25 protein-coding genes are annotated in these 23513 nt (G+C 62.7%); 18 read left to right on the top strand and 7 right to left on the bottom strand.

Features of this window, described 5'->3' with window-relative positions; all coding sequences use genetic code 11:
- The first annotated feature begins 14 nt into the window (after window positions 1–14).
- From cobO to ACSW29_RS24340, 7 genes are all read left to right on the top strand, one after another.
- Complete coding sequence (cobO, locus tag ACSW29_RS24370; RefSeq protein ID WP_019748043.1) at window positions 15–629, top strand: cob(I)yrinic acid a,c-diamide adenosyltransferase; 615 nt, start codon at window positions 15–17, stop codon at window positions 627–629.
- A complete protein-coding gene (locus ACSW29_RS24365; protein ID WP_448278507.1) occupies window positions 623–1999 on the top strand; it encodes a cobyrinate a,c-diamide synthase in 1377 nt (458 codons plus the stop codon). Before cobO ends, ACSW29_RS24365 begins: the two co-directional genes overlap by 7 nt.
- Entirely contained in the window at window positions 1983–2390 is a 408-nt protein-coding gene (locus tag ACSW29_RS24360) for a cobalamin biosynthesis protein (RefSeq protein ID WP_317827818.1), read from the top strand. The genes ACSW29_RS24365 and ACSW29_RS24360 overlap by 17 nt, the downstream gene beginning before the upstream one ends.
- Window positions 2387–3613, top strand: coding sequence for a uroporphyrinogen-III C-methyltransferase (cobA, locus tag ACSW29_RS24355; protein ID WP_317827817.1), 1227 nt, complete (start codon window positions 2387–2389; stop codon window positions 3611–3613). Before ACSW29_RS24360 ends, cobA begins: the two co-directional genes overlap by 4 nt.
- An 11-nt stretch (window positions 3614–3624) precedes the next feature.
- Entirely contained in the window at window positions 3625–5121 is a 1497-nt protein-coding gene (locus ACSW29_RS24350) for an MFS transporter (RefSeq protein ID WP_020907421.1), read from the top strand.
- Between the two features lie 80 nt (window positions 5122–5201).
- Entirely contained in the window at window positions 5202–5630 is a 429-nt protein-coding gene (locus ACSW29_RS24345; protein WP_230813018.1) for a CBS domain-containing protein, read from the top strand.
- Between the two features lie 35 nt (window positions 5631–5665).
- Complete coding sequence (locus ACSW29_RS24340; RefSeq protein WP_448278506.1) at window positions 5666–7174, top strand: protein adenylyltransferase SelO; 1509 nt, start codon at window positions 5666–5668, stop codon at window positions 7172–7174.
- Between the two features lie 12 nt (window positions 7175–7186).
- On the opposite strand, the gene yaaA is transcribed toward ACSW29_RS24340, so the two are convergent.
- Window positions 7187–7930 carry a peroxide stress protein YaaA gene (gene yaaA / locus ACSW29_RS24335; RefSeq protein WP_317827814.1) on the bottom strand — a complete coding sequence of 248 codons (744 nt, stop codon included), beginning with the start codon at window positions 7928–7930 and terminating at the stop codon, window positions 7187–7189.
- A 55-nt stretch (window positions 7931–7985) separates the two neighbouring features.
- On the opposite strand from yaaA, the gene ACSW29_RS24330 reads away from it, so the two are divergent.
- The 5 genes from ACSW29_RS24330 (at window position 7986) to ACSW29_RS24310 (ending at window position 13729) form a co-directional block, all read left to right on the top strand.
- Window positions 7986–9731: a proline--tRNA ligase gene (locus ACSW29_RS24330; RefSeq protein ID WP_448278505.1), complete on the top strand. Its 1746-nt coding sequence runs from the start codon at window positions 7986–7988 to the stop codon at window positions 9729–9731.
- 79 nt (window positions 9732–9810) lie between these two features.
- Complete coding sequence (locus tag ACSW29_RS24325; protein ID WP_230813022.1) at window positions 9811–10482, top strand: O-methyltransferase; 672 nt, start codon at window positions 9811–9813, stop codon at window positions 10480–10482.
- Window positions 10483–10504: 22 nt separating this feature from the next.
- On the top strand, window positions 10505–11164 hold the full coding sequence (locus tag ACSW29_RS24320; protein WP_003942804.1) for a rhomboid-like protein: 660 nt from the start codon (window positions 10505–10507) through the stop codon (window positions 11162–11164).
- Window positions 11165–11222: 58 nt separating this feature from the next.
- Complete coding sequence (locus ACSW29_RS24315) at window positions 11223–12953, top strand: acyl-CoA dehydrogenase (protein ID WP_347872213.1); 1731 nt, start codon at window positions 11223–11225, stop codon at window positions 12951–12953.
- Complete coding sequence (locus ACSW29_RS24310) at window positions 12950–13729, top strand: nuclear transport factor 2 family protein (protein ID WP_317827811.1); 780 nt, start codon at window positions 12950–12952, stop codon at window positions 13727–13729. The genes ACSW29_RS24315 and ACSW29_RS24310 overlap by 4 nt, the downstream gene beginning before the upstream one ends.
- A gap of 75 nt (window positions 13730–13804) precedes the next feature.
- On the opposite strand, the gene ACSW29_RS24305 is transcribed toward ACSW29_RS24310, so the two are convergent.
- Window positions 13805–14230, bottom strand: a complete 426-nt coding sequence (locus tag ACSW29_RS24305; protein WP_020907428.1) for a pyridoxamine 5'-phosphate oxidase family protein — start codon at window positions 14228–14230, stop codon at window positions 13805–13807.
- A 159-nt stretch (window positions 14231–14389) separates the two neighbouring features.
- Here ACSW29_RS24305 and ACSW29_RS24300 point away from each other — a divergent pair, with 159 nt between their 5' ends.
- Complete coding sequence (locus ACSW29_RS24300) at window positions 14390–15685, top strand: MFS transporter (protein ID WP_448278556.1); 1296 nt, start codon at window positions 14390–14392, stop codon at window positions 15683–15685.
- Between the two features lie 43 nt (window positions 15686–15728).
- Window positions 15729–16733, top strand: coding sequence for a DMT family transporter (locus ACSW29_RS24295; RefSeq protein ID WP_317827809.1), 1005 nt, complete (start codon window positions 15729–15731; stop codon window positions 16731–16733).
- Here ACSW29_RS24295 and ACSW29_RS24290 read toward each other — a convergent pair.
- From ACSW29_RS24290 to ACSW29_RS24280, 3 genes are all read right to left on the bottom strand, one after another.
- Entirely contained in the window at window positions 16695–17528 is an 834-nt protein-coding gene (locus ACSW29_RS24290) for an SDR family NAD(P)-dependent oxidoreductase (protein ID WP_230813027.1), read from the bottom strand. The two genes, ACSW29_RS24295 and ACSW29_RS24290, sit on opposite strands and share 39 nt — an antisense overlap.
- On the bottom strand, window positions 17525–18022 hold the full coding sequence (locus tag ACSW29_RS24285; protein WP_347872218.1) for a nuclear transport factor 2 family protein: 498 nt from the start codon (window positions 18020–18022) through the stop codon (window positions 17525–17527). The genes ACSW29_RS24290 and ACSW29_RS24285 overlap by 4 nt, the downstream gene beginning before the upstream one ends.
- 93 nt (window positions 18023–18115) lie before the next feature.
- Window positions 18116–18751: a TetR/AcrR family transcriptional regulator gene (locus ACSW29_RS24280; RefSeq protein WP_230813028.1), complete on the bottom strand. Its 636-nt coding sequence runs from the start codon at window positions 18749–18751 to the stop codon at window positions 18116–18118.
- Between the two features lie 83 nt (window positions 18752–18834).
- On the opposite strand from ACSW29_RS24280, the gene ACSW29_RS24275 reads away from it, so the two are divergent.
- On the top strand, window positions 18835–20259 hold the full coding sequence (locus ACSW29_RS24275) for an MFS transporter (protein ID WP_347872219.1): 1425 nt from the start codon (window positions 18835–18837) through the stop codon (window positions 20257–20259).
- Window positions 20260–20274: 15 nt separating this feature from the next.
- Here ACSW29_RS24275 and ACSW29_RS24270 read toward each other — a convergent pair whose 3' ends face one another.
- Window positions 20275–20730 (bottom strand): ferritin-like domain-containing protein, encoded by a 456-nt coding sequence (locus tag ACSW29_RS24270; RefSeq protein ID WP_317827806.1) that lies wholly within the window; start codon window positions 20728–20730, stop codon window positions 20275–20277.
- Window positions 20727–21176 carry a hypothetical protein gene (locus tag ACSW29_RS24265; protein ID WP_230813229.1) on the bottom strand — a complete coding sequence of 150 codons (450 nt, stop codon included), beginning with the start codon at window positions 21174–21176 and terminating at the stop codon, window positions 20727–20729. Before ACSW29_RS24265 ends, ACSW29_RS24270 begins: the two co-directional genes overlap by 4 nt.
- Before the next feature lie 271 nt (window positions 21177–21447).
- Between ACSW29_RS24265 and rimP the strand changes: the two genes are divergently transcribed.
- From rimP to ACSW29_RS24250, 3 genes are read left to right on the top strand one after another with little or no spacing between them, the layout of a single operon-like run.
- Complete coding sequence (gene rimP / locus ACSW29_RS24260; RefSeq protein WP_317827805.1) at window positions 21448–22056, top strand: ribosome maturation factor RimP; 609 nt, start codon at window positions 21448–21450, stop codon at window positions 22054–22056.
- A complete protein-coding gene (nusA, locus tag ACSW29_RS24255; protein ID WP_230813032.1) occupies window positions 22053–23084 on the top strand; it encodes a transcription termination factor NusA in 1032 nt (343 codons plus the stop codon). Before rimP ends, nusA begins: the two co-directional genes overlap by 4 nt.
- A 44-nt stretch (window positions 23085–23128) precedes the next feature.
- Window positions 23129–23479 carry a YlxR family protein gene (locus tag ACSW29_RS24250; protein WP_095970750.1) on the top strand — a complete coding sequence of 117 codons (351 nt, stop codon included), beginning with the start codon at window positions 23129–23131 and terminating at the stop codon, window positions 23477–23479.
- The last annotated feature ends 34 nt before the right edge of the window (window positions 23480–23513 follow it).

Raw genomic sequence — 23513 nt, 5'->3', positions numbered from 1 at the left:
CTCAGGAGTTCACGATGCCCAAGGGTGTTCCCGAGACAGTTCCCGACGACGGTCTGACCACGCGTCAGCGTCGTAACGCACCGGTGCTCGCCGTGCACACCGGCCCTGGAAAGGGTAAGTCCACTGCCGCTTTCGGCATGGCGCTGCGCGCCTGGAACCAGGGGTTCGACATCGGCGTCTTCCAATTCGTGAAGAGTGCCAAGTGGAAGGTCGGTGAGGAAGCCGCATTCCGCGCGCTCGGAAACTTGCACGACGAAACCGGCGTCGGTGGGCCGGTGCAGTGGCACAAGATGGGCGAAGGCTGGTCGTGGACACGCAAGGCCGGTAGCGAAGAAGACCATGCCGCTGCCGCCGCTGAGGGATGGCAGGAGATCGCGAGAAGGCTTGCAGGCGAGGAACATCGATTCTATGTCCTCGACGAGTTCACCTATCCGCTCAAGTGGGGCTGGGTCGACGTCGACGAGGTCGTGCAGACATTGCGTGATCGTCCGGGCAACCAGCACGTAGTCATCACGGGACGCGACGCCCCGCAGGCGTTGATCGACGCAGCCGACCTCGTGACGGAGATGACCAAGATCAAGCACCCGATGGATGCCGGCCGAAAGGGCCAACGGGGCATCGAATGGTGAGTTCTTCCACACCGGCCGTGGTGATTGCAGCCCCTGCCTCGGGTAGCGGAAAGACTACGGTGGCTACGGGATTGATCGGCGCGCTCCGGCGGTCCGGCAGCAGTGTCGCCCCTTTCAAAGTGGGGCCGGACTACATCGATCCCGGTTATCACGGGCTCGCCGCGGGGCGACCTGGACGTAACCTCGACACTGTCCTGGTGGGCCCGGATCGCATCGGCCCGCTCTACCGGCATGGAACCGCCGGCTGCCATATCGCAGTGGTTGAAGGTGTCATGGGCTTGTTCGACGGCAAGATCGACGAGGCCAACTCGCAGCCGTCAGCCGAAGGATCGACGGCGCAGGTCGCGTCGATCCTCGGTGCGCCGGTGGTTCTCGTGATTGACGCCCGTGGACACAGTCAGAGTCTGGCCGCCGTACTGCACGGCTTCGCGACGTACGACGCGGGTGTGCGCATCGGCGGCGTCATCCTCAATCGTGTCGGCAGTGCTCGCCACGAACAGGTGTTGCGGCACGCGTGCGACAAGGTCGGCGTCGCGGTGCTCGGAGTTGTGCCGCGGTTGACGGAACTCGAAGTGCCCTCCCGTCATCTCGGGTTGATCCCGGCGGCCGAGCACGGCGCGGCCGCCGTGGCCGCGGTGGACGCGATGTCCGACCTGATTGCCTCGCACGTCGATCTCGGCGCTGTTCGCGCGCTGGCCGCATCGAACGTGAGTTCAGCTGTGTGGGATCCGGTTGCCGAAGTCGGCGAACACGGCGACTCTCGACCTGTGGTCGCCATGGCTGGTGGACCTGCCTTCACCTTCGGCTACGCCGAGCACCGAGAACTGCTGACCGCTGCCGGTGCCGACGTCCAGGTGTTCGATCCGTTGCACGAAGAGCTTCCCGCGGGAACTGCCGCTCTGGTCCTTCCCGGCGGATTCCCGGAAGAGCACGCGGTCGATCTTGCGGCCAATACCGTTCTGCTACAGCAGGTTCGTGACCTGGCGGACGGCGGTGCGCCGATCCATGCGGAGTGTGCCGGTCTGCTCTACCTTGCTCGCAGCCTGGACGGTCACAGCATGGCCGGTGTTGTCGGGGTGGATGCGACGTTCGGGAAACGCCTGACCCTCGGGTACCGGGAAGCGGTCGCGATCAGCGACTCCAGCCTCTTCGACCCCGGCGCCCGCGTCACCGGCCACGAGTTCCACCGGACCTCGCTCGTCTCGGCCGACGCCGACGGGTGTGCAAGTGCATGGGGTTGGCGGCTCTGGGACGGCGGCAGCGTCCGCGAAGGATTTGTTCGCGGCGGCGTCCACGCGTCGTATCTCCACACTCATCCGGTGGGGCAGCCTGAATCGATCGCGAAGTTCGTCGATGCCGCCCGAGGGTGACCTCTGTCTTGGCGTTGGATTCACGACGAGTGCCACCGCGAAGGACATCGTCGCTGCGGTGAACGCCGTACTGCGAGGGAAGATCGTGGTACTCGCCACTGCGACGGCAAAAGCTGAGTCTCCGGCTCTGCTGGCAGCGGCCGATGAACTGAACGTCCCGATTGTGAGTTTCGCCCCGGACGTACTTGGGCGAGTTCAGGTTCCGTCACCGTCGACTCGCGTCGAGCACGCGATCGGGACGGCAAGCGTCGCGGAAGCGGCGGCGATCCTCGCCTCCGGGGGCGGCCAGCTCGTAGTGACCAAGACTGCCAGCGATGGAGTGACCGTAGCCGCGGCCCGTAAAGTTCCCTCCAGCTTGAACAATTCTGACGACGAAACGGAGTGCGAGTGAGCGAGTCCACCGCAGACGAGACCAACTACCTGGTCGGCCTCAACCTGACCGATCGACGCGTGGTCGTGTTCGGCGGTGGCACGGTGGCTCAGCGCCGTCTCGGACTGCTTGTTGCATCCGGTGCCCGTGTTCATGTCATCAGCCGCGCGTTCACTCCAGCCGTCGAAGGCATGGCCACGGCCGGGCAGATCACGGTCGAAGAGCGTCCGTACGCCGATGGTGACCTCGAAGGTGCGTGGTACGCCATCGCGTCGACCGACGAACCGGAAACCAATGCGGCGATCGTCGCCGAAGCGGAGCGTCGCCACATCTTCTGCGTGCGCGCCGACAACGCGAAGCACGGCACCGCAGTAACTCCCGCCAGTGCCGAGTACGACGGCATGAGCATCGGAATTCTGGCCGGTGGCGATCACCGTCGTTCGGCAGCGGTCCGCACCGCCGTTGTCGAAGGTCTCCAGTCGGGCGTGCTCGCCGATACGGCCGAGCCCGCCGCTGCGGGTGTAGCCCTGGTCGGTGGTGGCCCCGGTGACCCCGATCTGATCACCGTGCGCGGCCGCCGGTTGCTCGCTCGCGCCGACGTCGTCGTCGCCGACCGATTGGCTCCGCCGGAGTTGCTCGCCGAACTGGGTCCAGACGTCGAGGTCATCGACGCCGCGAAGATTCCGTACGGCCGCGCCATGGCACAGGAGGCCATCAACGCCGCGCTGATCGACAACGCCAAGGCCGGCAAGTTCGTCGTCCGGCTCAAGGGCGGTGACCCGTACGTCTTCGGGCGGGGATACGAAGAACTCGAAGCGTGCGCCGCTGCCGGCGTTCCGGTGACCGTAGTGCCCGGAATCACGAGCGCGATCTCGGTCCCGTCGGCCGCAGGCATCCCGGTCACCCACCGCGGCGTCACACACGAGTTCGTCGTCGTGAGTGGGCACGTGGCGCCGGATCATCCGGATTCGCTGGTCGACTGGTCGGCGCTGGCCAAGCTGCGCGGCACGATCGTGCTGCTCATGGCGGTGGAGCGCATCGATCAGTTTGCCAAGGCGCTCGTCGACGGTGGACGCCCGCCAACCACCCCGGTCGTCGTCATCCAAGAGGGCACACTTCGTACTCAGCGAGAGGTGCGTGCCGATCTCGCGACCGTTGCTCAGCGCGTCAAGGACGAGGAGATCAAGCCTCCGGCGATCATCGTGATCGGGCCGGTCGCGGGCTTTTCTGTCGATGCTGGGTAACGTGAAGTCTTGTGTCTGATTCCCCAACATCTGAAACCGCTTCGGCGAATGCCCCGGTAGCGACTCGAGTCATCGGGCTCGCCATCATCGTCCTGAGTGGTTTGCAGATGATGGTGGTGCTCGACGGCACTGTCGCGAACCTCGCGCTGGCGCCGTTGCAGGCAGACCTCGGGCTGAGCGACAGTGGTCGTAATTGGGTGTTGACCTCGTACGCGCTTGCGTTCGGTGGGCTCATGCTCCTCGGTGGTCGCCTCGGTGACGCGTACGGGCGCAAGAAGATGTTCATCGCGGGAGTCTCGCTGTTCACGGTGGCATCGTTGCTCTGTGGTCTCGCCCTGAACGAGGGCATGTTGATCGCAGCGCGGGCGCTTCAAGGTGTCGGCGCAGCCGTGGCGTCGCCCACCGCCTTCGCCCTTGTTGCCACGACTTTCGCCGCGGGTCCGGCTCGTAATCAGGCCATCGCGATTTTTGCCGCCATGACGGGCGTCGGATCGATCGCCGGTCTGATCATCGGCGGCGCATTGACCGAGGTGTCATGGCGTCTGATCTTCCTCATCAACGTCCCGATCGGTATCGCGCTCGTCGGCATGGCGTTCCGCGCCCTTCGCGAGACGAATCAGACGCGTCTGGCTTTGGATGTCCCCGGCGCGATTCTCGCAACCCTCGGTTGTACCGGTGTTGTTTTTGCTCTCACCGAAGGCCCGGAAATGGGATGGGGGAGTATCGCCGTCATCGGTGCACTGGCGGCCGGATTGGTCGCCCTCGCCGCCTTCCTCTTCGTCGAGCGAACTGCGGACAACCCGCTGTTGCCCTTCTCGTTGTTCGCCGATCGCAACCGTGTCGCGACGTTCCTCGCCATCTTCTTCGTCGGCGGCGCGATGTTCAGCATGACGGCCTTCGTCGCGCTGTTCGTGCAGGACATCATGCAGTATTCGCCGTTGCGTGCCGGTATCGCGTTCATTCCGTTCGCGTTCGGATTGGGCGCCGCCGCGTCGGTTGCTTCCAAGCTCGCCGTGAAGGTTCAACCCCGTTGGCTTGTCCTCACCGGCGTCGTGATCATGATCGTCGGACTCCTCTACGGATCTACTCTCGATTCCGATTCCACCTACTTGGCCAACTTGTTCGTGCCCGTGATCGGGATCGGATTCGGTATCGGCCTCGCGATGGTGCCCTTGCCGCTGTGCGCGATCGCCGGTGTCCCGGAGACCGAGATCGGCCCGCTGACGGCCATCGCTCAAGTTGCCCAGACGCTCGGTGGACCTCTGGCGCTGTCGGTAATCGGTGCGATGGCGACGTCGAAGACGCTCTCGCTCGGCGGCACTTCGGGCAAGGCCGCGGACATGAATCCGGCGCAATTGATCGCACTCGGAGAGGGATACACCTTCGCACTTGTGGGCTGCGCGGTCTGCGCCGTGTTCGCCGGTATCGCGGCGCTGTGCATCAGGTTCACACCTTCTCAGGTAGCCCAGGCACAGGCTGCGGAGAAGGCAGCTCAGGGAATCGCCTGATCAGTCCTGTTTTTCCGCTTCGCTAGCCGATACGATCGTTGCAGGACGTGCCGAGAGTCTCGACGAATCGGGGTGCCGTGATGCGGATCGCGGACATATTGCGAAACAAGGGCAACAGCATCGTCACCATTGAAGCCCACACGACGGTCAACGGGTTGCTGTGCGATCTTGCCCGTCACAACATCGGAGCCATGGTGGTCGTCGACGACGGCGCGGTTGTCGGCATCATCTCCGAACGCGACGTTGTGCGACGCCTGCACGAGCGTGGCCCGGACCTTCTCGGGATCCAGGTTTCCGAGGTCATGACTGCCCTGATGTACACGTGCGTTCCGGCAGACGCCGTGGACAGCATTGCCGCGATCATGACCGAGCGTCGAATCCGGCATCTGCCGGTCATCGAGGACGGCAGCCTTCTTGGCATCGTGAGTATCGGTGACGTCGTGAAGAGCCGCATCGACGAGCTCAAGAGCGAACGCGATCAGCTCGAGTCGTACATCGATCAGGGCTGATCGATAGTCCATCGCACGGTGACTACTCTCGTGTGATGGCCGCAATCCAGGAATCCACAGCAGACACGGTCACCATAGTGGCCGGCCTCGAGAGCACCTTCGCTGACGAACTCGGCGCTCTGACGGTGCCGTGGCATGGTGCTGCCGCCCCTGACCCGCAGTTGCTCGTGCTGAACGAGCAGCTGGCTGCGTCGTTGAGATTGGACGTAGCAGCGCTGCGAAGTGCGGACGGGGTTGGCGTCCTGTCCGGGTCGACGGTGCCGGTCGGGGCCACTCCGGTGGCGATGGCGTATGCGGGTCATCAGTTCGGTGGGTACGCACCAATTCTCGGGGACGGTCGGGCGTTGTTGTTCGGAGAACTCGTCACCAGTGACGGGCAGCGAGTGGACTTGCATCTGAAGGGCTCCGGGCGCACGCCGTTCTCTCGGGGCGGCGACGGGTACGCGGTCGTAGGGCCGATGCTGCGCGAATATCTGGTCAGTGAGGCGATGTACGCCCTCGGTGTCCCCACTACGCGCGCGCTGTCGGTGGTGGCGACGGGCCGAGACGTTCGCCGCAACGGCGCAGAACCGGGTGCTGTGCTTGCACGGGTTGCGTCGAGCCATATTCGAGTGGGGACCTTCGAGTTCGCGGCCCGGCAGGGCGAGGTCTTGCAGTCGCTCGCCGATTACGCGATCGCCCGGCACTATCCGGAGCTGACCGAAGTGCCGGCAACGGGTACACACAATCGCTACCTGAGGTTCCTCGAGGCGGTCGTCGAGGCGCAGGCGTCACTGGTGGCGAGGTGGATGCTCATCGGTTTCGTTCACGGGGTCATGAACACCGACAACACGACAATTTCGGGGGAGACCATCGATTACGGTCCGTGTGCCTTCCTCGACGTGTTCGATCCGGCGGCAGTGTTCAGCTCGATCGACCACGGCGGCCGCTATGCGTTCGGCAATCAGCCCGCTGTACTGAAGTGGAATCTGGCGCGCTTGGCAGAAACACTGTTGCCGCTGATCGATTCCGCACCCGACAATGCGATTTCCGCGGCGTCGGCAGTTCTCGACATCTTCGACGAGCGTTACGAGGGCCACTACGCGGCCGGCATGGCGGCAAAGCTCGGTCTGGCCCAACCGTTTGTCGATCGAGCGCTAGTCGACGATCTGCTGACATTGTTGGTGGAACACGGTGCTGATTGGACGGGCAGTTTCCGTGCTCTTGCGGACGAGTTGCGCGGAAATTCGGCGCCCCTCGACGACCTCGTGCCACGGGACCACATCGCGCCCTGGTTGCAGCGGTGGCAGGGCGCCCTGACGGAACAGGGACGCGAGGCCGTGGAGACCGCTGGCGCGATGGATCGCGTCAACCCGCTGTACATTCCGCGTAATCATCACCTCGATGCTGCCCTGCGCGCCGCGACCGACGGTGACCTCGCTCCATTCGAGAAGCTGTTGGAAGTGGTCACGCATCCATTCGACCGACGCGACGAGTGGGCTGACTACACCGCAGCGGCTCCGCAGTCTTTCAGCGAGACGTTCCAAACCTTCTGCGGCACTTGATAGACGAAGCCATCAATCCGTCAGGATGATCAGTTCACGCTCCGACGCGATTTCCACCCGCAGGCCTGCCTTCGACGCCACCCGCGCAACACCCTTGATATCGGTCGGTTCGGCGCGCGAGACCACCAGTGCACGGGCGAGCAAACCCTTGTGGTGCTTGTTGAAGTGACTGACCACCGTCCGGGTGCCGTCCGGCTTTTCGGTGAGCACGGTGGCTATCAATGCGTCCGGAACCGGTCCGAGGTCTTGGTAGGTGCCGGACCGTAGATCGATGACAAGGCCGTCGGCTTCGGCGGCCAGGGCCTTCGGCAGTTCCGGCTTCCACAGTGAGCGGAGCGTGCCCATCCCGGGCAGTTTGGACCCTCCGGAGAGGCGGTAGGCGGGGATCAGATCACCGGCGCGGACCGCACCGAACAGGGCGGAACCGATAGCGATCCGATCGAGGGCCTTGGCCTTCTGGGCGCGGGTGAACGTCTTGGCGTCGAGTGCGTCGAAGAGCACCCCGGTGTAGCGCTGCAGCGCGGGCCGCGTTGCGGACACCCACAGCTTGGCGTTGCGCTCCACTTCGTCCGCTTGCGTCGGACCAAGGCCGAGCGCTTCGCACGACGCCTCGACGTCAGCGGCCAGATCGACGAGCGTCTGAACCAGCAATTCGCGCGTTTCGGTCAACTGTGGCATCGACAGTTCGGCCAGATCGAGGGGCGCATCCTTGCCGCCGTCGGACTTGGTTTCTGAGGGAGGCAGCAGTACAAGCACGCTGTAACCGTACCGAGGCCCGCTCGGCCGACTGCGGCGACTATCCTTACACCTCGTGATTACCCGTCTGTCCCACCTGTTCCTGCGTACCCTGCGTGACGATCCCTCGGACGCCGAAGTTGCCAGCCACAAACTGCTGGTACGTGCCGGCTACGTGCGCCGTATCGCTCCAGGCGTCTACTCGTGGTTGCCGCTGGGACTGCGGGTGCTGCGCGAGGTAGAGCGTGTTGTCCGTGAAGAAATGAATGCCATTGGCGGACAGGAAATCCTGCTGCCTGCTCTCCTCCCGCGCGATCCCTACGAAGCGTCGAACCGCTGGACCGAATATGGCCCCAACCTGTTCCGCCTCAAGGACCGCAAGGGCAACGACTACATGCTCGGCCCGACCCACGAAGAGCTCTTTGCTCTGACGGTCAAGGGTGAGTACAACTCCTACAAGGACTTCCCGGTCACCCTGTACCAGGTGCAGACCAAGTATCGCGATGAAGAGCGTCCGCGTGCGGGCATTCTGCGCGGTCGCGAGTTCCTCATGAAGGATTCCTACTCCTTCGACCTCACCGACGAAGGCCTGACGGAGTCGTACCAGGCGCACCGCGGCGCCTACGAGAAGATCTTCACGCGTCTGGGCGTCAAGTACGTCATCGTCTCGGCTACCTCCGGTGCGATGGGCGGCAGTGCGTCCGAGGAGTTCCTCGCCGAGAGCGAGATCGGCGAAGACACGTACGTACGCTGCCTCGAATCCGGCTACGCCGCCAACGTCGAGGCCGTCAAGACTGTCGTTCCCGACTCGATTCCGTTCGACGGACTGCCCGAAGCCAAGGTGTACGACACCGCGAACACACCCACCATCGACACCCTCGTGGACTGGGCGAACGGTGCCGACCTCGGCCGCACCATCACCGCCGCCGACACTCTCAAGAACATCATGGTCAAGACGCGCCTGCCCGGCGGCGAATGGGAACTGCTCGGTATCGGCATCCCCGGCGACCGTGAGGTCGACGAAAAGCGCCTCGAAGCTTCGCTGGAGCCGGCCGAGTTCGTGATGATCACCGAGACCGACTTCAAGAACAACCCCTTCCTGGCCAAGGGCTACATCGGTCCGAAGGCGCTGCAGGCCAACGGTGTTCGCTACTTCGTCGATCCGCGCGTCGTCGACGGCACGAGCTGGATCACCGGCGCCGACGAAGACGGCAAGCACGTGGTCGGCCTCGTTGCCGGTCGCGACTTCACCCCCGACGGAACCATCGAAGCCGCCGAGGTTCGTGACGGCGACGCCTCGCCCGATGGAGCCGGCACGCTGGTCTCGGCTCGCGGTATCGAAATCGGGCACGTCTTCCAGCTCGGCCGCAAGTACACCGACGTCTTCACCGTCGACGTCCTCGCGGAGAACGGTAAGCCCGTCCGCCCGACCATGGGTTCGTACGGCGTCGGAGTCTCGCGCCTGGTGGCTGTCATTGCCGAGCAGCATCACGACGAAAAGGGTCTGCGCTGGCCTGCCGAGGTTTCACCGGCCGATGTCTACCTCGTCATCGCGAACAAGGACGAGACTGCTCGCGCCGGTGCCGAAGGCCTCGCCGCGGAGCTCGACCGCGCCGGACTCGAAGTGATCCTCGACGATCGCAAGGCATCGCCGGGCGTGAAGTTCAAGGACTCCGAGCTGATCGGCATTCCACTGATCGTTGTCGTCGGACGCGGTTGGGCGGACGGCAAGGTCGAAATTCGCGACCGCTTCACTGGCGAGAGCCGTGAGATCGACGCCGACTCGGCGATCGAGGAGATCATCAGCGCAGTTCGCGGCTGATTCGAATAGTCGTCAGGGCCGCCGCAGCCACCTTCCGAGGTGTCTGCGGCGGCCCTTCTTTTCTGCCACAATCGTGGCTATGGAACGCGAACCGGATTGGGCAGAAGTCGACGGCTATCTCGTTTCCACGTTGGTAGGTGAAGATCCGGTTCTCGACGCGGCTCTCGCCGCCAATTCCGAGGCCGGTCTCCCACCCATCGACGTGGCGCCGAACCAGGGCAAGCTCCTCAACCTTCTGGCGCGAATGTGCTTGGCGCGCAATGTTCTCGAGATCGGAACGCTCGGCGGATACAGCACGATCTGGCTCGCTCGCGCGGTCGGTCCCTCGGGCCAGGTCATCACGCTGGAATTCGATCCCACCCACGCGGACGTCGCGCGGTCCAACATCGAGCGGGCCGGCGTGGCTGACCGGGTCGACATTCGCGTCGGCGCGGCGCTCGACAGTCTTCCGTCGATCGCGAAGGAGGAGCTGGGACCTTTCGACTTGGTCTTCATCGACGCCGACAAGGAGAACAACACCGAGTACGTGCGGTGGGCTTTGGCACTCTCGCATCCCGGAACCGTCATCATCGTGGACAACGTGGTGCGTGGGGGACATGTGTCGAACCCGGATATCGACGACGAGCGCGTCAAAGCGAGTCGAGCAGTGTTGGAGATGATCGCGGCCGAACCGAAGCTCGACGGCACTGCCATTCAAACCGTGGGTTCGAAGGGGTGGGACGGGTTTGCCGTTGCAGTAGTGAACGAGTGAGCGCAGACTCGAAGCGGTGAGGATGCTGGGGGCAGCAAAAGCGGCGTGGCGGTGGGTGCGCAGTGCACCCGGTACGTATGTCTGGCTGTTGGCCTTGCTGTTCACCACACTGTTCCTGCGGCATCTGCCCGATAACGTCGAGGAACGATTTCTCGGCAAGCGCTCGACCAATCTGCATCACCTCGCCGAAGACCCGCTACGAGTCCTGTTTTCGAGCGCCTTCTGGCTCGAAGGTGGCGGATGGTTGGGATACCTGGTGCTGTTCACGATCTTTCATGCCACAGCTGAGCGTTGGCTCGGGACGTGGCGGTGGTTGTGTGTTGTCGTCATTGCCCACGTCGGAGCCACGTATATCAGCGAAGGTGTTCTGTACGAAGGTATTCGGCACGGCTACGTGGCGGAGTCGGCGGTCAATACTCTCGACGTGGGTGTGAGCTACGGTCTGGCCGGCGTCATGGGGATTCTGGTGTACCGCATCGTCGATCCGTGGCGGTACGTCTACCTCGCGGGTTTGTTGCTCTTCTACGGGGTACCTCTGATTTTTGCCACCAATTTCACCGCCATCGGCCACATGTCCGCGTTGTTGCTCGGGTTGGCGTGCTACCCGATCACGCGTGCTCGGGCCGGTACGTGGAACCCGATGGACCTGTGGCATTCGCGAAGAATCGCAGGTCTTCCATGAATCGCACCGCGGAAAGTTACCCGCTGGTAGTTTAGCGTCATCGACGAAAGGTAATGACGTGTCAGGCACCGATGGATTGCTCTTCAACCCCCATACTTACGACCCCGCTCAGTTCGATCCGGAGACCCGCCGGTTGCTGCGAGCCACCATCGAATGGTTCGAGAGCCGCGGCAAGAAGCAACTGCTTCAGGACGACCTCGACGCCGTGTGGGTCTCCGACTTTCTCGAGTTCGTCGGCAAGGAGAAGTTGTTCGCCACGTTCCAGACTCCGGCGGCATTCGCCGACGGTGACGAGAACCGTCGTTGGGACGGAGCCCGCAACGCAGCCTTGAGTGAGATCTTCGGTTTCTACGGGCTCGCGTACTGGTACGCGTGGCAGGTCACGATCCTCGGACTCGGACCGATCTGGATGAGTGACAACGACGCTGCGAAGAAGCGTGCAGCACAGGAACTTGCCGACGGCGGTGTCATGGCGTTCGGGCTGTCCGAGCGCGATCACGGCGCCGACGTCTACTCCACCGACATGCTTCTGACTCCCGCCGACGGTGACGTCGTCTTCCGCGCGAGCGGCGAAAAGTACTACATCGGAAACGGCAATGTCGCCGGAATGGTGTCCGTGTTCGGGCGTCGTACGGATGTCGAGGGTCCCGAAGGCTACGTGTTCTTCGTCGCCGACAGTGCACATCCGAACTATCAGCTCGTGGACAACGTCCTGCGCGGGCAGATGTACGTCAGCAACTTCCGCCTCGACGACTACCCGGTGCGTGAGGAAGACATTCTGCACACCGGCGTCGCCGCATTCGAGGCCGCACTCAACACGGTCAACGTCGGAAAGTTCAACCTCTGCACAGGCTCCATCGGGATTACCGAGCATGCGTTCTTCGAGGCAATCACTCACGCGCAGAATCGAATTCTCTACGGCAACCCGGTCACGGACTTCGCCCACGTTCGCGCCGCCTTTGTCGATGCCTACTCACGTTTGGTCGCGATGAAGCAGTTCAGTGCGCGGGCGGTCGACTACTTCCGCAGTGCCAGCCTCGAGGACCGTCGCTATCTGCTGTTCAACCCGATGACCAAGGCCAAGGTCACGTCCGAAGGTGAAAAGGTGGTCGGGTTGCTGCACGACGTGATCGCGGCCAAGGGTTACGAGAAGTCCACGTACTTCCGCGAGGCCGCGCAGATGATCGGCACGCTGCCCAAGCTCGAGGGCACCGTCCACGTCAACGTCGGTCTGATCCTCAAGTTCTTGCCGAACTATCTGTTCAATTCAGCGGAGTTCCCGAAGGTCGTCACTCGCGACGACGCCGCCGACGACGAGTTCTTCTGGAATCAGGGGCCTACCCGCGGCGCTGCGAAGATTCAGTTCCACGAGTGGAAGCCCGTCTACGAGAAGCACTCGTCGATTCCGAACGTCGCTCGTTTCTATGAGCAGGCGATCGCGCTCACCGAATTGCTCACTGCCGCAGCGCCGGACGCGCAGCAGCAGAAGGATCTCGATTTCATGCTCAACGTCGGGCACCTGTTTTCCCTCGTCGTCTACGGTCATCTGATTCTCGAGCAGGCCGAGATCACCGGACTCGACGCCGACGTTGTCGATCAGATCTTCGACTTCCAGATCCGCGACTTCTCGGGATACGCGATCGCACTGCACGGAAAGCCGTCGTCGACGCCGGAGCAGCAGAAGTGGGCACTGGCCGCGGTGCGTAAGCCCGTGGTCGACGGCGAACGCTTCGACCGGGTGTGGCAGCAGGTCAAGGCGTACGACGGTGCATACGAGATGCGCGCATGACCGCCCCGGTGACGCGCGAGCAGTTGATGGCCGTCGTGGAGGGATCTCCGAAAGCCGTCGGCGCGCATGACCGCTCGACGTGGGTTGCCTTGTTTGCCGGCGAGGGGCAGATCAACGATCCTGTTGGTTCGCGTCCGCACAACGGTCAGGCGGCGATCGAAAGCTTCTACGACACGTTCATCGCCCCCAATTCGATCACCTTCCATGTCGAGCGCGACATCGTGTGCGGCCGGACGGTGTGGCGCGATCTGAGCCTCGCTACCGAGATGTCGACCGGAGTCGTTCTCGACGTTCCGATGCACTTGCGCTACGACTTGGTGGGGGAGCCCGATTCCTTGCGTATCGGAACCCTTTATGCGCATTGGGAATTGGCGACGATGTTGAGCCAGCTCGCTACTGCTGGTGTGGCGGGGGTGAAGGCGGCCGCGAAGTTGACCCCACAGCTGCTCTCGAACCAGGGGATCGGCGGGGCGCTCGGGTTCTCACGCGGCATCTTCGGCGTCGGAGACAAAGGCAAGAAGGCTGCGTCGCGGTTCCTCGATGCGGCCGCCGTCGGCCGGACGCCGCCGGTACCCGTCGAGCTTCCGGCGGGCACACAGTTGTCCAACGCTGATGTCAACGCTCTGCTCACCGGCGTGACGAAGAGCAAGATGCTGGTTGCCGGTCGCACCGTGACGGCGAGCGTCATCGTCTGCGGGGAACCGGCCATCGCATTGTTCGGCTTCGAGGCGAGCGGTCATCGACTCAATCGGGTGCGTTTCTTCACTGAGAGCTGATATAAAGCCCTCCACATGCAGGTCAGGCTCGGCGCGCCACTCCGGCGCGCCGAGCCTTCGCTTTTCGGGGAATTGTCAGATCGCCCCGAGATCCGCAGACAGCCAGTGCTGCGGATTCATGTAGATCGCTACCTGCTCGCCCAACTGCGATCGCGCGAATTCGAGGTATCCGTCGACCTTGTCCGGGGTCAGGTAACGCCGCGACACTTCGACCAGCATCTCGTCGGTGCCCGGAACGATCTTGTCGACGGATCCGCTGACGCTGACGTAACGGATTGTCGGATCGAGCCTTTCGGCCATCAACGAGAAATGCCCGGCTGACTCGATGAGTCGTGCCTTTCGAGAATCCTTGCCCGTGAGGATCCATGGTTTGCCACCGGGTGAGTACAGGTACCAGATCGGGACGGTCAACGGACCGCGCTCGGTGCCGTCCGCCACGGACAGCGCCCCGATGTGGGGTTCGGCCAGAAACTGTTCACGCTCATTTTCGGAGAGTGCCATTCCTCGAGATTACCGCGACGTTTGACATGGCGTTGTGACTCCGTACACAATCGATGTGCTCATTATGAACAGGCGTTCGTAATGCGAACATGTATCGATCTGGACTACTGGATCCGAACCGGTAGCGAACGCCCACAAGCAGTGAATGTCGAGGATCCGATGACCGCACCGCATACGCAGTCGAGTTCAATTACCGGTTCGCGTGGGGCGCGCGCCGCAATGTGGGTAGCACCGTTGTGTTGGATCGCTGTGCTTCTGGACGGATTCGACCTGGTCGTACTCGGCGCGGTCATTCCTTCGCTTCTCGACTACGACGCATGGGGATTGAGCACAGGCACGATCACGATGATCTCGACCTTCGGGCTCATCGGCATGACCATCGGCGCCCTCGTCATCGGCACTCTCACCGACGTCATAGGTCGACGCCGCGCGCTGCTGTACGCCGTTGCCGCATTCTCGATTCTCACTCTGTTGTGCGCAATTGCGCCTAACCCCTTCGTTTTCGGTCTGCTGCGCTTCCTGGCCGGTGTTGGACTGGGTGGCGCCCTGCCGACGGCATTGGCTCTGGTCAACGAATTCTCGAAGAAGCAAGGCGGCGGATCTGCGTCGACCATGCTGATGACCGGCTATCACGTCGGCGCCGTTGCCACCGCCGGGCTGGCGCTCGTCGTGATCGAACCTTTCGGTTGGCGAGCAATGTTCGTTGTCGGCGCACTTCCTGCCGTCGTCTTGATTCCACTCATGTTGCGGTATCTGCCGGAATCTCCGTCGTACCTTCTCGCTCACGGAAAGCGTGCCGAAGCCGAAGACATCGCTGCCCGTTACGGAGTCGGGCTCGAGGCCGCGCCTACGTCCGAAGCTGGGCGTGCCGAAGCCGCCAATCCTGTTCGTGCACTGTTCTCTTCGAAGTTCCTGCGTAACAGCATTGCCATCTGGATCACCAGTTTCATGGGCTTGTTGCTCGTCTACGGATTGAACACGTGGCTTCCGACAATCATGCGTGAGGCCGGTTACAACCTCGGAGCGTCGTTGACGTTCCTCCTGATCCTCAATGCCGGCGCTGTCGTCGGACTCTTGATCGCCGGGGGCGTCGCAAACAAGATCGGCCCGCGTACCGCCGCCATCGTGTGGTTCGCCGGAGCGGCATTGTTCCTGGCACTTCTGAGTGTGAAGGTGTCGTTCGGGATCTACGTGATGGTCTTTCTCGCCGGATGCTTCGTGTTCAGTGCACAGGTGTTGGTCTACGCCTTCACCAGCGCCAATCATCCTCCTCAAATTCGCGCGACAGCGCTCGGATGGTCGGCCGGTGTCGGTCGGGTCGGTGCGATCTGTGGCCCGATTCTGGGCGGAGTTCTCCTGGGCGCGGGTTACGCCGTGCCGTGGGGCTTCTACGCATTCGCGCTTGTCGGTCTGCTCGGTGCAATTTCGATCTCCTGCACACGGGTACGCATCTGAAATACCAGTTTCGCAGGTTGGTGCGCTACTGCTATCGTAAAACATGAGTATTAAGAGTAGCGCTATCATCGCGCCACAGGCACTGCTACCGACGACATCGTCTCGATCCGGTTTGTGGTGGGGCTTGCTCGGAGTGCTGGCGTTCTCGTTCACCGTTCCGCTGACGAGGGTCGCCGTCGCGGATCTCGACCCGTTGTTTGTCGGTGCGGGCCGCGCCGTCGTTGCCGGAGTCCTTGCGATTGTGATGCTTTCGGTCACTCGCGCGACGCTTCCGACGATTCGGCAATGGTTGCGCATCGCACTCGTGACTGTTGGTGCAGTTCTGGGGTTTTCACTGTTCACCACGTTTGCGTTGCAGACATCGCCGGCAAGTCACGCGGCGGTGGTGATCGGTCTACTTCCCGCGGCTACCGCGGTATTTGCCGTCGTTCGAGGAAAAGAGCGCCCCAGTCCGGGATTCTGGTGGGCAAGCGCCGCCGGTGCGGTGTCCGTCGTAGGGTTCGTGGCCGTCGCAAACGGTGGACTCGGCTCGTTCCATCTTGCGGACCTTCTTCTGTTCGCCGCGGTTGTCTGTGCAGCGCTGGCATATTCGGAAGGTGCGTTACTAGCTCGCGAGATCGGGTCGTGGCAGACGATTGCTTGGGCATTGATTCTCGGACTGCCGGTCACGATGGCGTTGACGGTGGTGTCCATGGCGCAGACACCGGTCTCGGCTGATATGAACTCGTGGCTTTCGTTTGCCTACCTGGGGTGCGTGAGTATGTTTCTCGGGTTCTTGCCCTGGTACCGGGGCCTGGCGATCGGTCCCATTTCCACAGTGAGCCAAACACAGTTGGTTCAACCTGTACTCAGCATCGCGTGGTCGGCGCTGATACTCGGTGAGGCGTTGTCACCCTCGATCATGGCCGGTGGCGTCGTCGTAATCGTCTGCGCCTGGCTTGCTTTGAAGGCCCGAGTGGCAGCGCCGCGTGCTGTGTCGGCACGCGACGCGACTACTGCCACCGATGATTCAGAAGAGCGGGCCGCCACCGAAGGCACTGCGATGTGACGCAGGTTGTTTCCCGTTGGCGTCGGTGATTCCGTACTCGACGGCCGTCTCCGCCGTGATCAGTGTGTGACCGCTACGCGCGTTCACTTCTGGATCGTTGGCCAACGAGGTGATGACCTGACCGACGAATTCGGGGGTTTCAGCCTCGGCCAGCGAGAAGCCTTCGAAGCTCTCGATCCCGCTCGCTTCCATGCGTTCGTTGCGGATCAATCCGAGCCAGAAGGACAGCGCGGTGACGCCGGTTCCCTTCAATTCGACGGCCATGTCCGCGGCCATCTTGTCCAAGCCTGCCTTCGACATGCCGTACAGCACCGAGTGCAGGTACCCGCGGGTCCCGAATGACGAGATGTTGCCGATCACTCCGCTGCCCCGGGGAACCATTATCTTGGCCGCTTCCACCGAAGCAACGTAGTGGGCGCGTAGTCCGATCCCGATCAGCGAATCCCAATCGTCGATCGGCCTCTTCCAGAACGGATCAGCAAAGCCTGCATAGCCGGCCGGGTTGGCCCAGACGTTGTTGACCAGGAGATCGAGGCGCCCGGACTGTTCGTCGGCGATACGGGCAAACAGGTCGACGATCTGCTGATCGTCGCTGTGATCGCACTGCACGGCAATGCCGTGACCACCGCGCTCGGTGATCTCCGCTGCGGTGCGATCGAGCGGGCCGTCGGCGCCGACGGTTCCTCGTGCCGTCACATACACCGTCCACCCGTCGCTTCCCAGGGCGAGGGCAATGCCCTTACCGACGCTCCTGCTGGCACCGGTTACGAGCGCAACTTTTCCGTTTGTCGTCATCGCGGCCCACCCAACGAACCCTCGGCGATATCAGCGTCCGGGGACAGGGGAGTGGTGATCGACCACGTCTCCGTGAAGTGGCATTGACTCATTTTCCACACACCGTCCTCGATCACGTATTTGTCGTCGTATTCCCCGGTCATCAACTTCTCGGTGCGTCCGACGGTGTCGACCTGGCGGAACTGCAGGGTCCATCGACCTTCCGCGGAAATCTCCGAGGTCAGTGCGATATCGGGATGCAATCCGTGATGCATGTCGAGTACCGCGTACCGGCCGTCGACCTTACGGAGAGCGATCTTCTCGAAGATGTCCGCCATCGGCCCCGCGTCGTCGAACGCGCCGAGGCGGCCGTAGTCGATCGACGCTCCGGAACGGATGAAGCTGTTGCGGAACTGAACTGGATCCTTGGCGTCACATGCTCGCCAGTAGCCGTGCTTGAGCTTCTTGATTTCCTCGATCTGTTCGAGCGCGTCGAGGCGTTGTGCGAGATCCAACGTCGGTCCTTTTCGTCTGGGTTTCCCGGAGACATGTCGGATCGACTGTAGGGTGTCCTCAGTCACATGTGTGTAGCTTTTCCCAGTGAACGGTCAGGAATCGGTGTCGGTTTCGCTCGAGGATTCGTCGCCGGTGAGCGTGATCGCAGTCGAGTCGCTGAAGACGCTGCCCCAGAGCTCGCCGAGGGCGGGATCTTCTTCGGCGTGTTCGGGCGCCATCATTGCGAGCAGATTGTTGATCAGCATCCCGTTCGCAATGAACAAACGCGCTTGCTCGGGCGTGCAGCCGGTGCGCTCACGCAGCAGGGTGTAGATGCCGGACATGGCGGTCCGGGACACGGCGGCGACATCATCGGTGCTGGTGGCGAAGCCGTGCAACATGACAAGCAGTAGATCTCGGTCGAGAACCAATTCACCGTAGGCGGATCCGAGCTCGGCCCAGAACTGCGGATTGCTCGGATCGATCGTGACCGTATCCAATTTGTCGTCGAAGGTGCGCACGATTTCGTCGAGCGCGCGCGTGAACACCGCGTGGAACAGATCTGCCTTGGTTCCGAACATGCGCACGACGTAGGGCTGCGAGACACCGGCTTCTTTGGCCACGGCGTCCGTACTGGTACCGGAGTATCCACCCTTTGCAAATGCTCGCGTTGCCGCGGCAAGGACCAACGCGCGACGTTCCGGTGCGCTCATCCTGCGGGTACGTGGTTCAGCTGCACCGATCGACATGTTGACACGTTATCACCGGATAGCTTAATTTCGACTTAAGTAATCAATCAATGCCTTAGGGCACCTTCACGCGAGGAATCACGATGACCGTTCTGACGAAGTCCGGATCGGACGCCGCATCCGGGTCGGAAAACAGTGGAGGACGTAAGGTTCCGATCGCGATAGCGATGGTTGCTGCTTCTCTGCCCATGTTCATGGCCACCCTCGACAACCTCGTGATGACGAGCGCGCTACCGGTGATCGAGAAGGAACTGAATGCGTCCGTCGGGCAACTTCAGTGGTTCATGAACGCGTACACGCTCTGCTTTGCGACGCTGATGCTTTCGGCGACGACGCTCGGCGATCGGTGGGGGCGCCGCCGGATGTTCGTGTTCGGGATCGGGCTGTTCACGGCGGCATCGATTGCTTCGGCGTTGTCGACTACACCAAGCCTGCTGATCGCGGCCCGAGCCTTTCAGGGCGCCGGCGCTGCCGCGATCATGCCGCTCTCGCTCACTCTCCTCGTGGCAGCGGTACCGGAAGCCAAGCGCGCCATGGCAATCGGCGTGTGGGGTGGAGTCTCCGGACTGGGAATCGCGATGGGTCCGGTTGTCGGTGGAGCAGTAGTCGACGGGTTCTCGTGGCAGGGCATCTTCTGGATCAACGTGCCGGTTGCGATCGTCGCTGTTCCTCTTGCGTTGTACGCGCTGCGTGAATCGTCCGGTCGCACGCAGCCTCTCGATCTTCCCGGTGTCGCGCTCGCCGGGCTCGGCGTGTTTCTGGCGGTATGGGGAATCGTTCACGGCAACGACGAGGGCTGGGGATCCTTCGGAGTGGTGGCCTCGCTGGTGGGTTCCGCAGTTGCCTTGGCGCTGTTCGTTCTTCGCGAGATGAAGACGTCGCATCCGGTGATGCCCCTACGTCTGTTCCGCTCGCGCAGCTTCTCGATGGCGAACATCATCGGTTTGACCTTCTCGATCGGTATCTTCGGGGCGGTGTTCCTGCTGTCGCAGTACCTCCAGATCGTGATGGGCTACAGCCCGTTCCACGCAGGCCTGCGGACGCTTCCGTGGACGGCAGCGCCGATGATCTTCGCGCCTCTCGCAGGTTTTCTGGCGCCCAAGGTCGGGCTCCGTTCGCTCCTGCTGACCGGATTATTGCTCCAGGCCGGAGCACTGTTCTGGTTGGCCGCGTTGATCGGTCCGGACGTGACGTACGGGTCGCTGGTTCCTGCGCTGCTGATGGCGGGCATCGGCATGGGCCTGACCTTCGCGCCGAGTTCGACAGCTGTGCTCGTCGACATGGACGAACCCGATCACGGAACGGCCAGTTCGACGAATTCCACGCTTCGTGAGATCGGTGTTGCTCTGGGAATCGCTGTTCTCACCGCAGTCTTCCTCGCCGCTGGCGGTGCGCTCACTCCGCTGGGCTACGGCGATGCACTGACACCGGCTCTGCGCGTCGGCGGTTGCTTCGTGTTGGTCGCGGTGGTCGCGGCATTGTTCGTGCCCTCGCATCGCAAGGCCTGAACAACTGCACAGCAGTTACGTAGTCGGGTCCCCCGGAAACGCTGAGGTGGCCGGAGCGGTTCCCAGTGCGGACCGCCAACCGGCACCGCGGATTGCCGCATCGGTGAGGCCGTCGATTCCGAACGTGCGGAGTTGGTCGGTGTCGACTTGTTCGACAAATGCCCGGTAGGTCACGGCAGTGTCAGCTTCGATCTGTGCAGCCAATTGTGCTGCGGTAACGGCATCGGTCACCGGGAACGGAATCTCGTAGGCCGCCGCGGCTGTCGGCGGGGTCTCGCCGGTTTCGGTCGAGAGTGCGACGAGAGCATCGCGTCGAGCGCGGTGCGCAGCTGTGTGCGTGGCAACTTCATCGACACGGGCAGGGTTCGAAAATGCGGCGACTACTCCGTAGGCGAAGATCGCGGCATTCTCGGATTCGATGGCGGTCAGCAAGGCAGAACTCTCGGATCGACGGGTGTGCGAAGTGATCACGGAAGCAACACCGCAACCTGGGTTGAACACGACGCGCTGATCGAGCCGAGCAAGCCTGCGCGATAGCCGGACATCGTCCGCGCCAGGTCTGAGGCACTGCGCGCCGAATCGGCTAGCGAGGTACTCAGCGTGTCGACGCCAGTAGGAGCGTTCGCGGCCGAGGTTGACGGCGATGCAGTGGTCGTAGCGGCGCCGCCCGCTGCCCGTGCAATTTCGGCATCGAGTTCGAGTGCATGCGCTGTTCGTTCGGCGCTGATCGTCGTGAGCGAGGCCGACTTGTCCGGTGCAAGAGCGATCGCGGCGGTTGCCGCTGCCGCGTCCGAACGAGCTCTCTCGGCCTGGGCCGTCAGCTGGTCGACTTCTGCAGCCGCCTCCGCTGTGCCGTCGTCGGTGCAGGCGGACAAGGTGAAGGCTGCAGCGCCCAACGCTGCTGCGGTTCCCGTCATCTTGATCGCACTCCGCCGGGAGAGTGGGGTAGTGGTCATGGGCGTCAGCACCAGTCCATCGTGCCAGGTGGTCGGCCGATCGTTCGAATCCGCGGGTCGTGTTCAACTGTGACGTGCGTCGGGCACTCTGGTCACGGAGACGCGCAATGAGCGGTACTCTTGGATGCTTGCAGCATGTGGCACCTGGTGTCTTTTCATGCTCGCAGCCGCCCACGTCGACCGTCGACACAAGTCGGACAATCGACGACAACTGAAATGAGGAGTTCGCGAGATGCCGGTGCCATCCAGGGAGAGGGTGATCGAGCTGATCTCCGAACTCGTGCACGCCCAGGGTTACGACGTCGAAGACGTAGTCGTGACCAACGCGGGCAAGCACAGCGCGGTGCGCATCATGGTCGACAGCGATGCCGGGATCGAACTCGATGCCGCCGCAGAGATCAGCAGACTCGTTTCGGAACTCTTCGACAGTCTCGACGAAATCGGTGAAACGCCGTACACCCTCGAGGTGACCTCGCCGGGAATCGATCGTCCGCTGACGCTCGCGCGTCACTGGCGTCGAGCTCGGGGACGTAAAGCGCGCATCGATCTGGCCGGCGAGACCGTGGTGGGCCGTATCGGAACGTTGAACGACGATTCGGTTGCGGTTGTCATCGGTGGGCGCGGCGGACTGAGCGTGCGAGAGATAGCCCTGGCCGACGTACAGAAGGCAGTCGTTCAGGTGGAGTTCTCGAAGCCCAGTGAGGCGGAGTTGGAACTCGCGGGCGGCATTCCGGAGGGCCGTGCAGTCCCGTCGGATGCGATTGATGTCGGTGTCGACAGCGCTGAAGACGACGAAGCAGAATTAGAAGACGTAGAAAACGAAGAAGGGTTCGACAAGTGAATATCGACATTGCAGCGTTGCGAGCGATCGAAGCCGAAAAGGGTGTCTCGATCGAAACTGTGATCGCCACGATCCAGACCGCGCTGCTGACGGCGTATCGCCACACCGAGGGACACAAGCAGAACGCTCGGATCGACGTCAACATCAAGACCGGTTCCGTGCGAGTCATGGCGCACGACACCGATGCAGACGGCAACATGATCGGCGAGGAGTGGGACGACACTCCTGAAGGATTCGGCCGGATCGCGGCGACAACCGCACGCCAGGTCATCCTGCAGCGCCTGCGCGACGCCGAGCATGAGCGCAGTTTCGGTGAGTTCTCCACACATGAGGGTGAGATCGTCGGCGGTGTCATCCAGCGTGACACGCGAGCGAACTCTCGAGGAATGGTCGTAGTTCGCATCGGCAGCGAATCCAATGGCGCCGAAGGATTGTTGCCGCCGGCAGAACAGGTTCCGGGCGAGAACTACGAGCACGGTGAGCGCATCAAGTGCTACGTCGTCGGAGTTGCTCGCGGCGCTCGTGGCCCACAGATCACCCTGTCGCGGACCCACCCGAACCTGGTTCGCAAGTTGTTCGCCCTCGAGGTTCCGGAGATCGCGGACGGCAGCGTCGAGATCATCAACGTCGCGCGCGAAGCAGGACACCGTTCCAAGATCGCCGTTGCCTCACGCGTGCAGGGACTCAACGCGAAGGGCGCGTGCATCGGCCCGATGGGTCAGCGCGTCCGCAACGTCATGAGTGAACTGGCGGGGGAGAAGATCGACATCATCGACTTCGACGAAGATCCGGCGACCTTTGTCGGCAACGCACTTTCCCCGTCGAAAGTGGTCTCCGTCACTGTCGTCGATCCCGAAGCTCGTGCGGCCCGTGTCATCGTGCCCGATTTCCAGCTTTCGCTGGCCATTGGAAAAGAGGGCCAAAATGCCCGCCTGGCTGCGCGGTTGACGGGTTGGCGTATCGACATTCGTAGCGATGCGGCACCCGCTGCAGATGCGTCCGAGCGGCCCGCCACGTCCAACGGATAACGGTGGAATGCAGTGATCGAGACGGTTCGGCGGTAGAGTGGACAATGGTTCGACGTGAGTCCTCGGATTCTGCGCGCGTGAAACCCGGTTCGCCGGTTAGAACGTGTGTGGGGTGCAGGGAACAAGGGTCGGCTGTCGATCTGTTGAGGGTCGTGGTTGGTGAGCAGGGGCCGGAGGGCTCCCCGCTGATCCCCGACGTATCGCGAAGACTCCCCGGTCGAGGTGCATGGCTGCACCTGGATCCGAGTTGTCTGAGCCTGGCAGAGCGGCGCCGAGCATTCAGCAGAGCACTGCGAGTGTCCGGAAATCTGGACACGTCCGCTGTCGACCAACTGGTCGACGCAGTTCACACAAAAGCAGTACCTCTCGAGAAGAACAGGCACAAGCACTCATGAGCACACCGTGAAGCACCAACGATGAACGTCCATC

Source organism: Rhodococcus sp. GB-02 (genome assembly GCF_053470465.1).
Note: the sequence above shows the minus strand (reverse complement) of the source record. Positions and strands in the feature narration are given on the sequence as shown.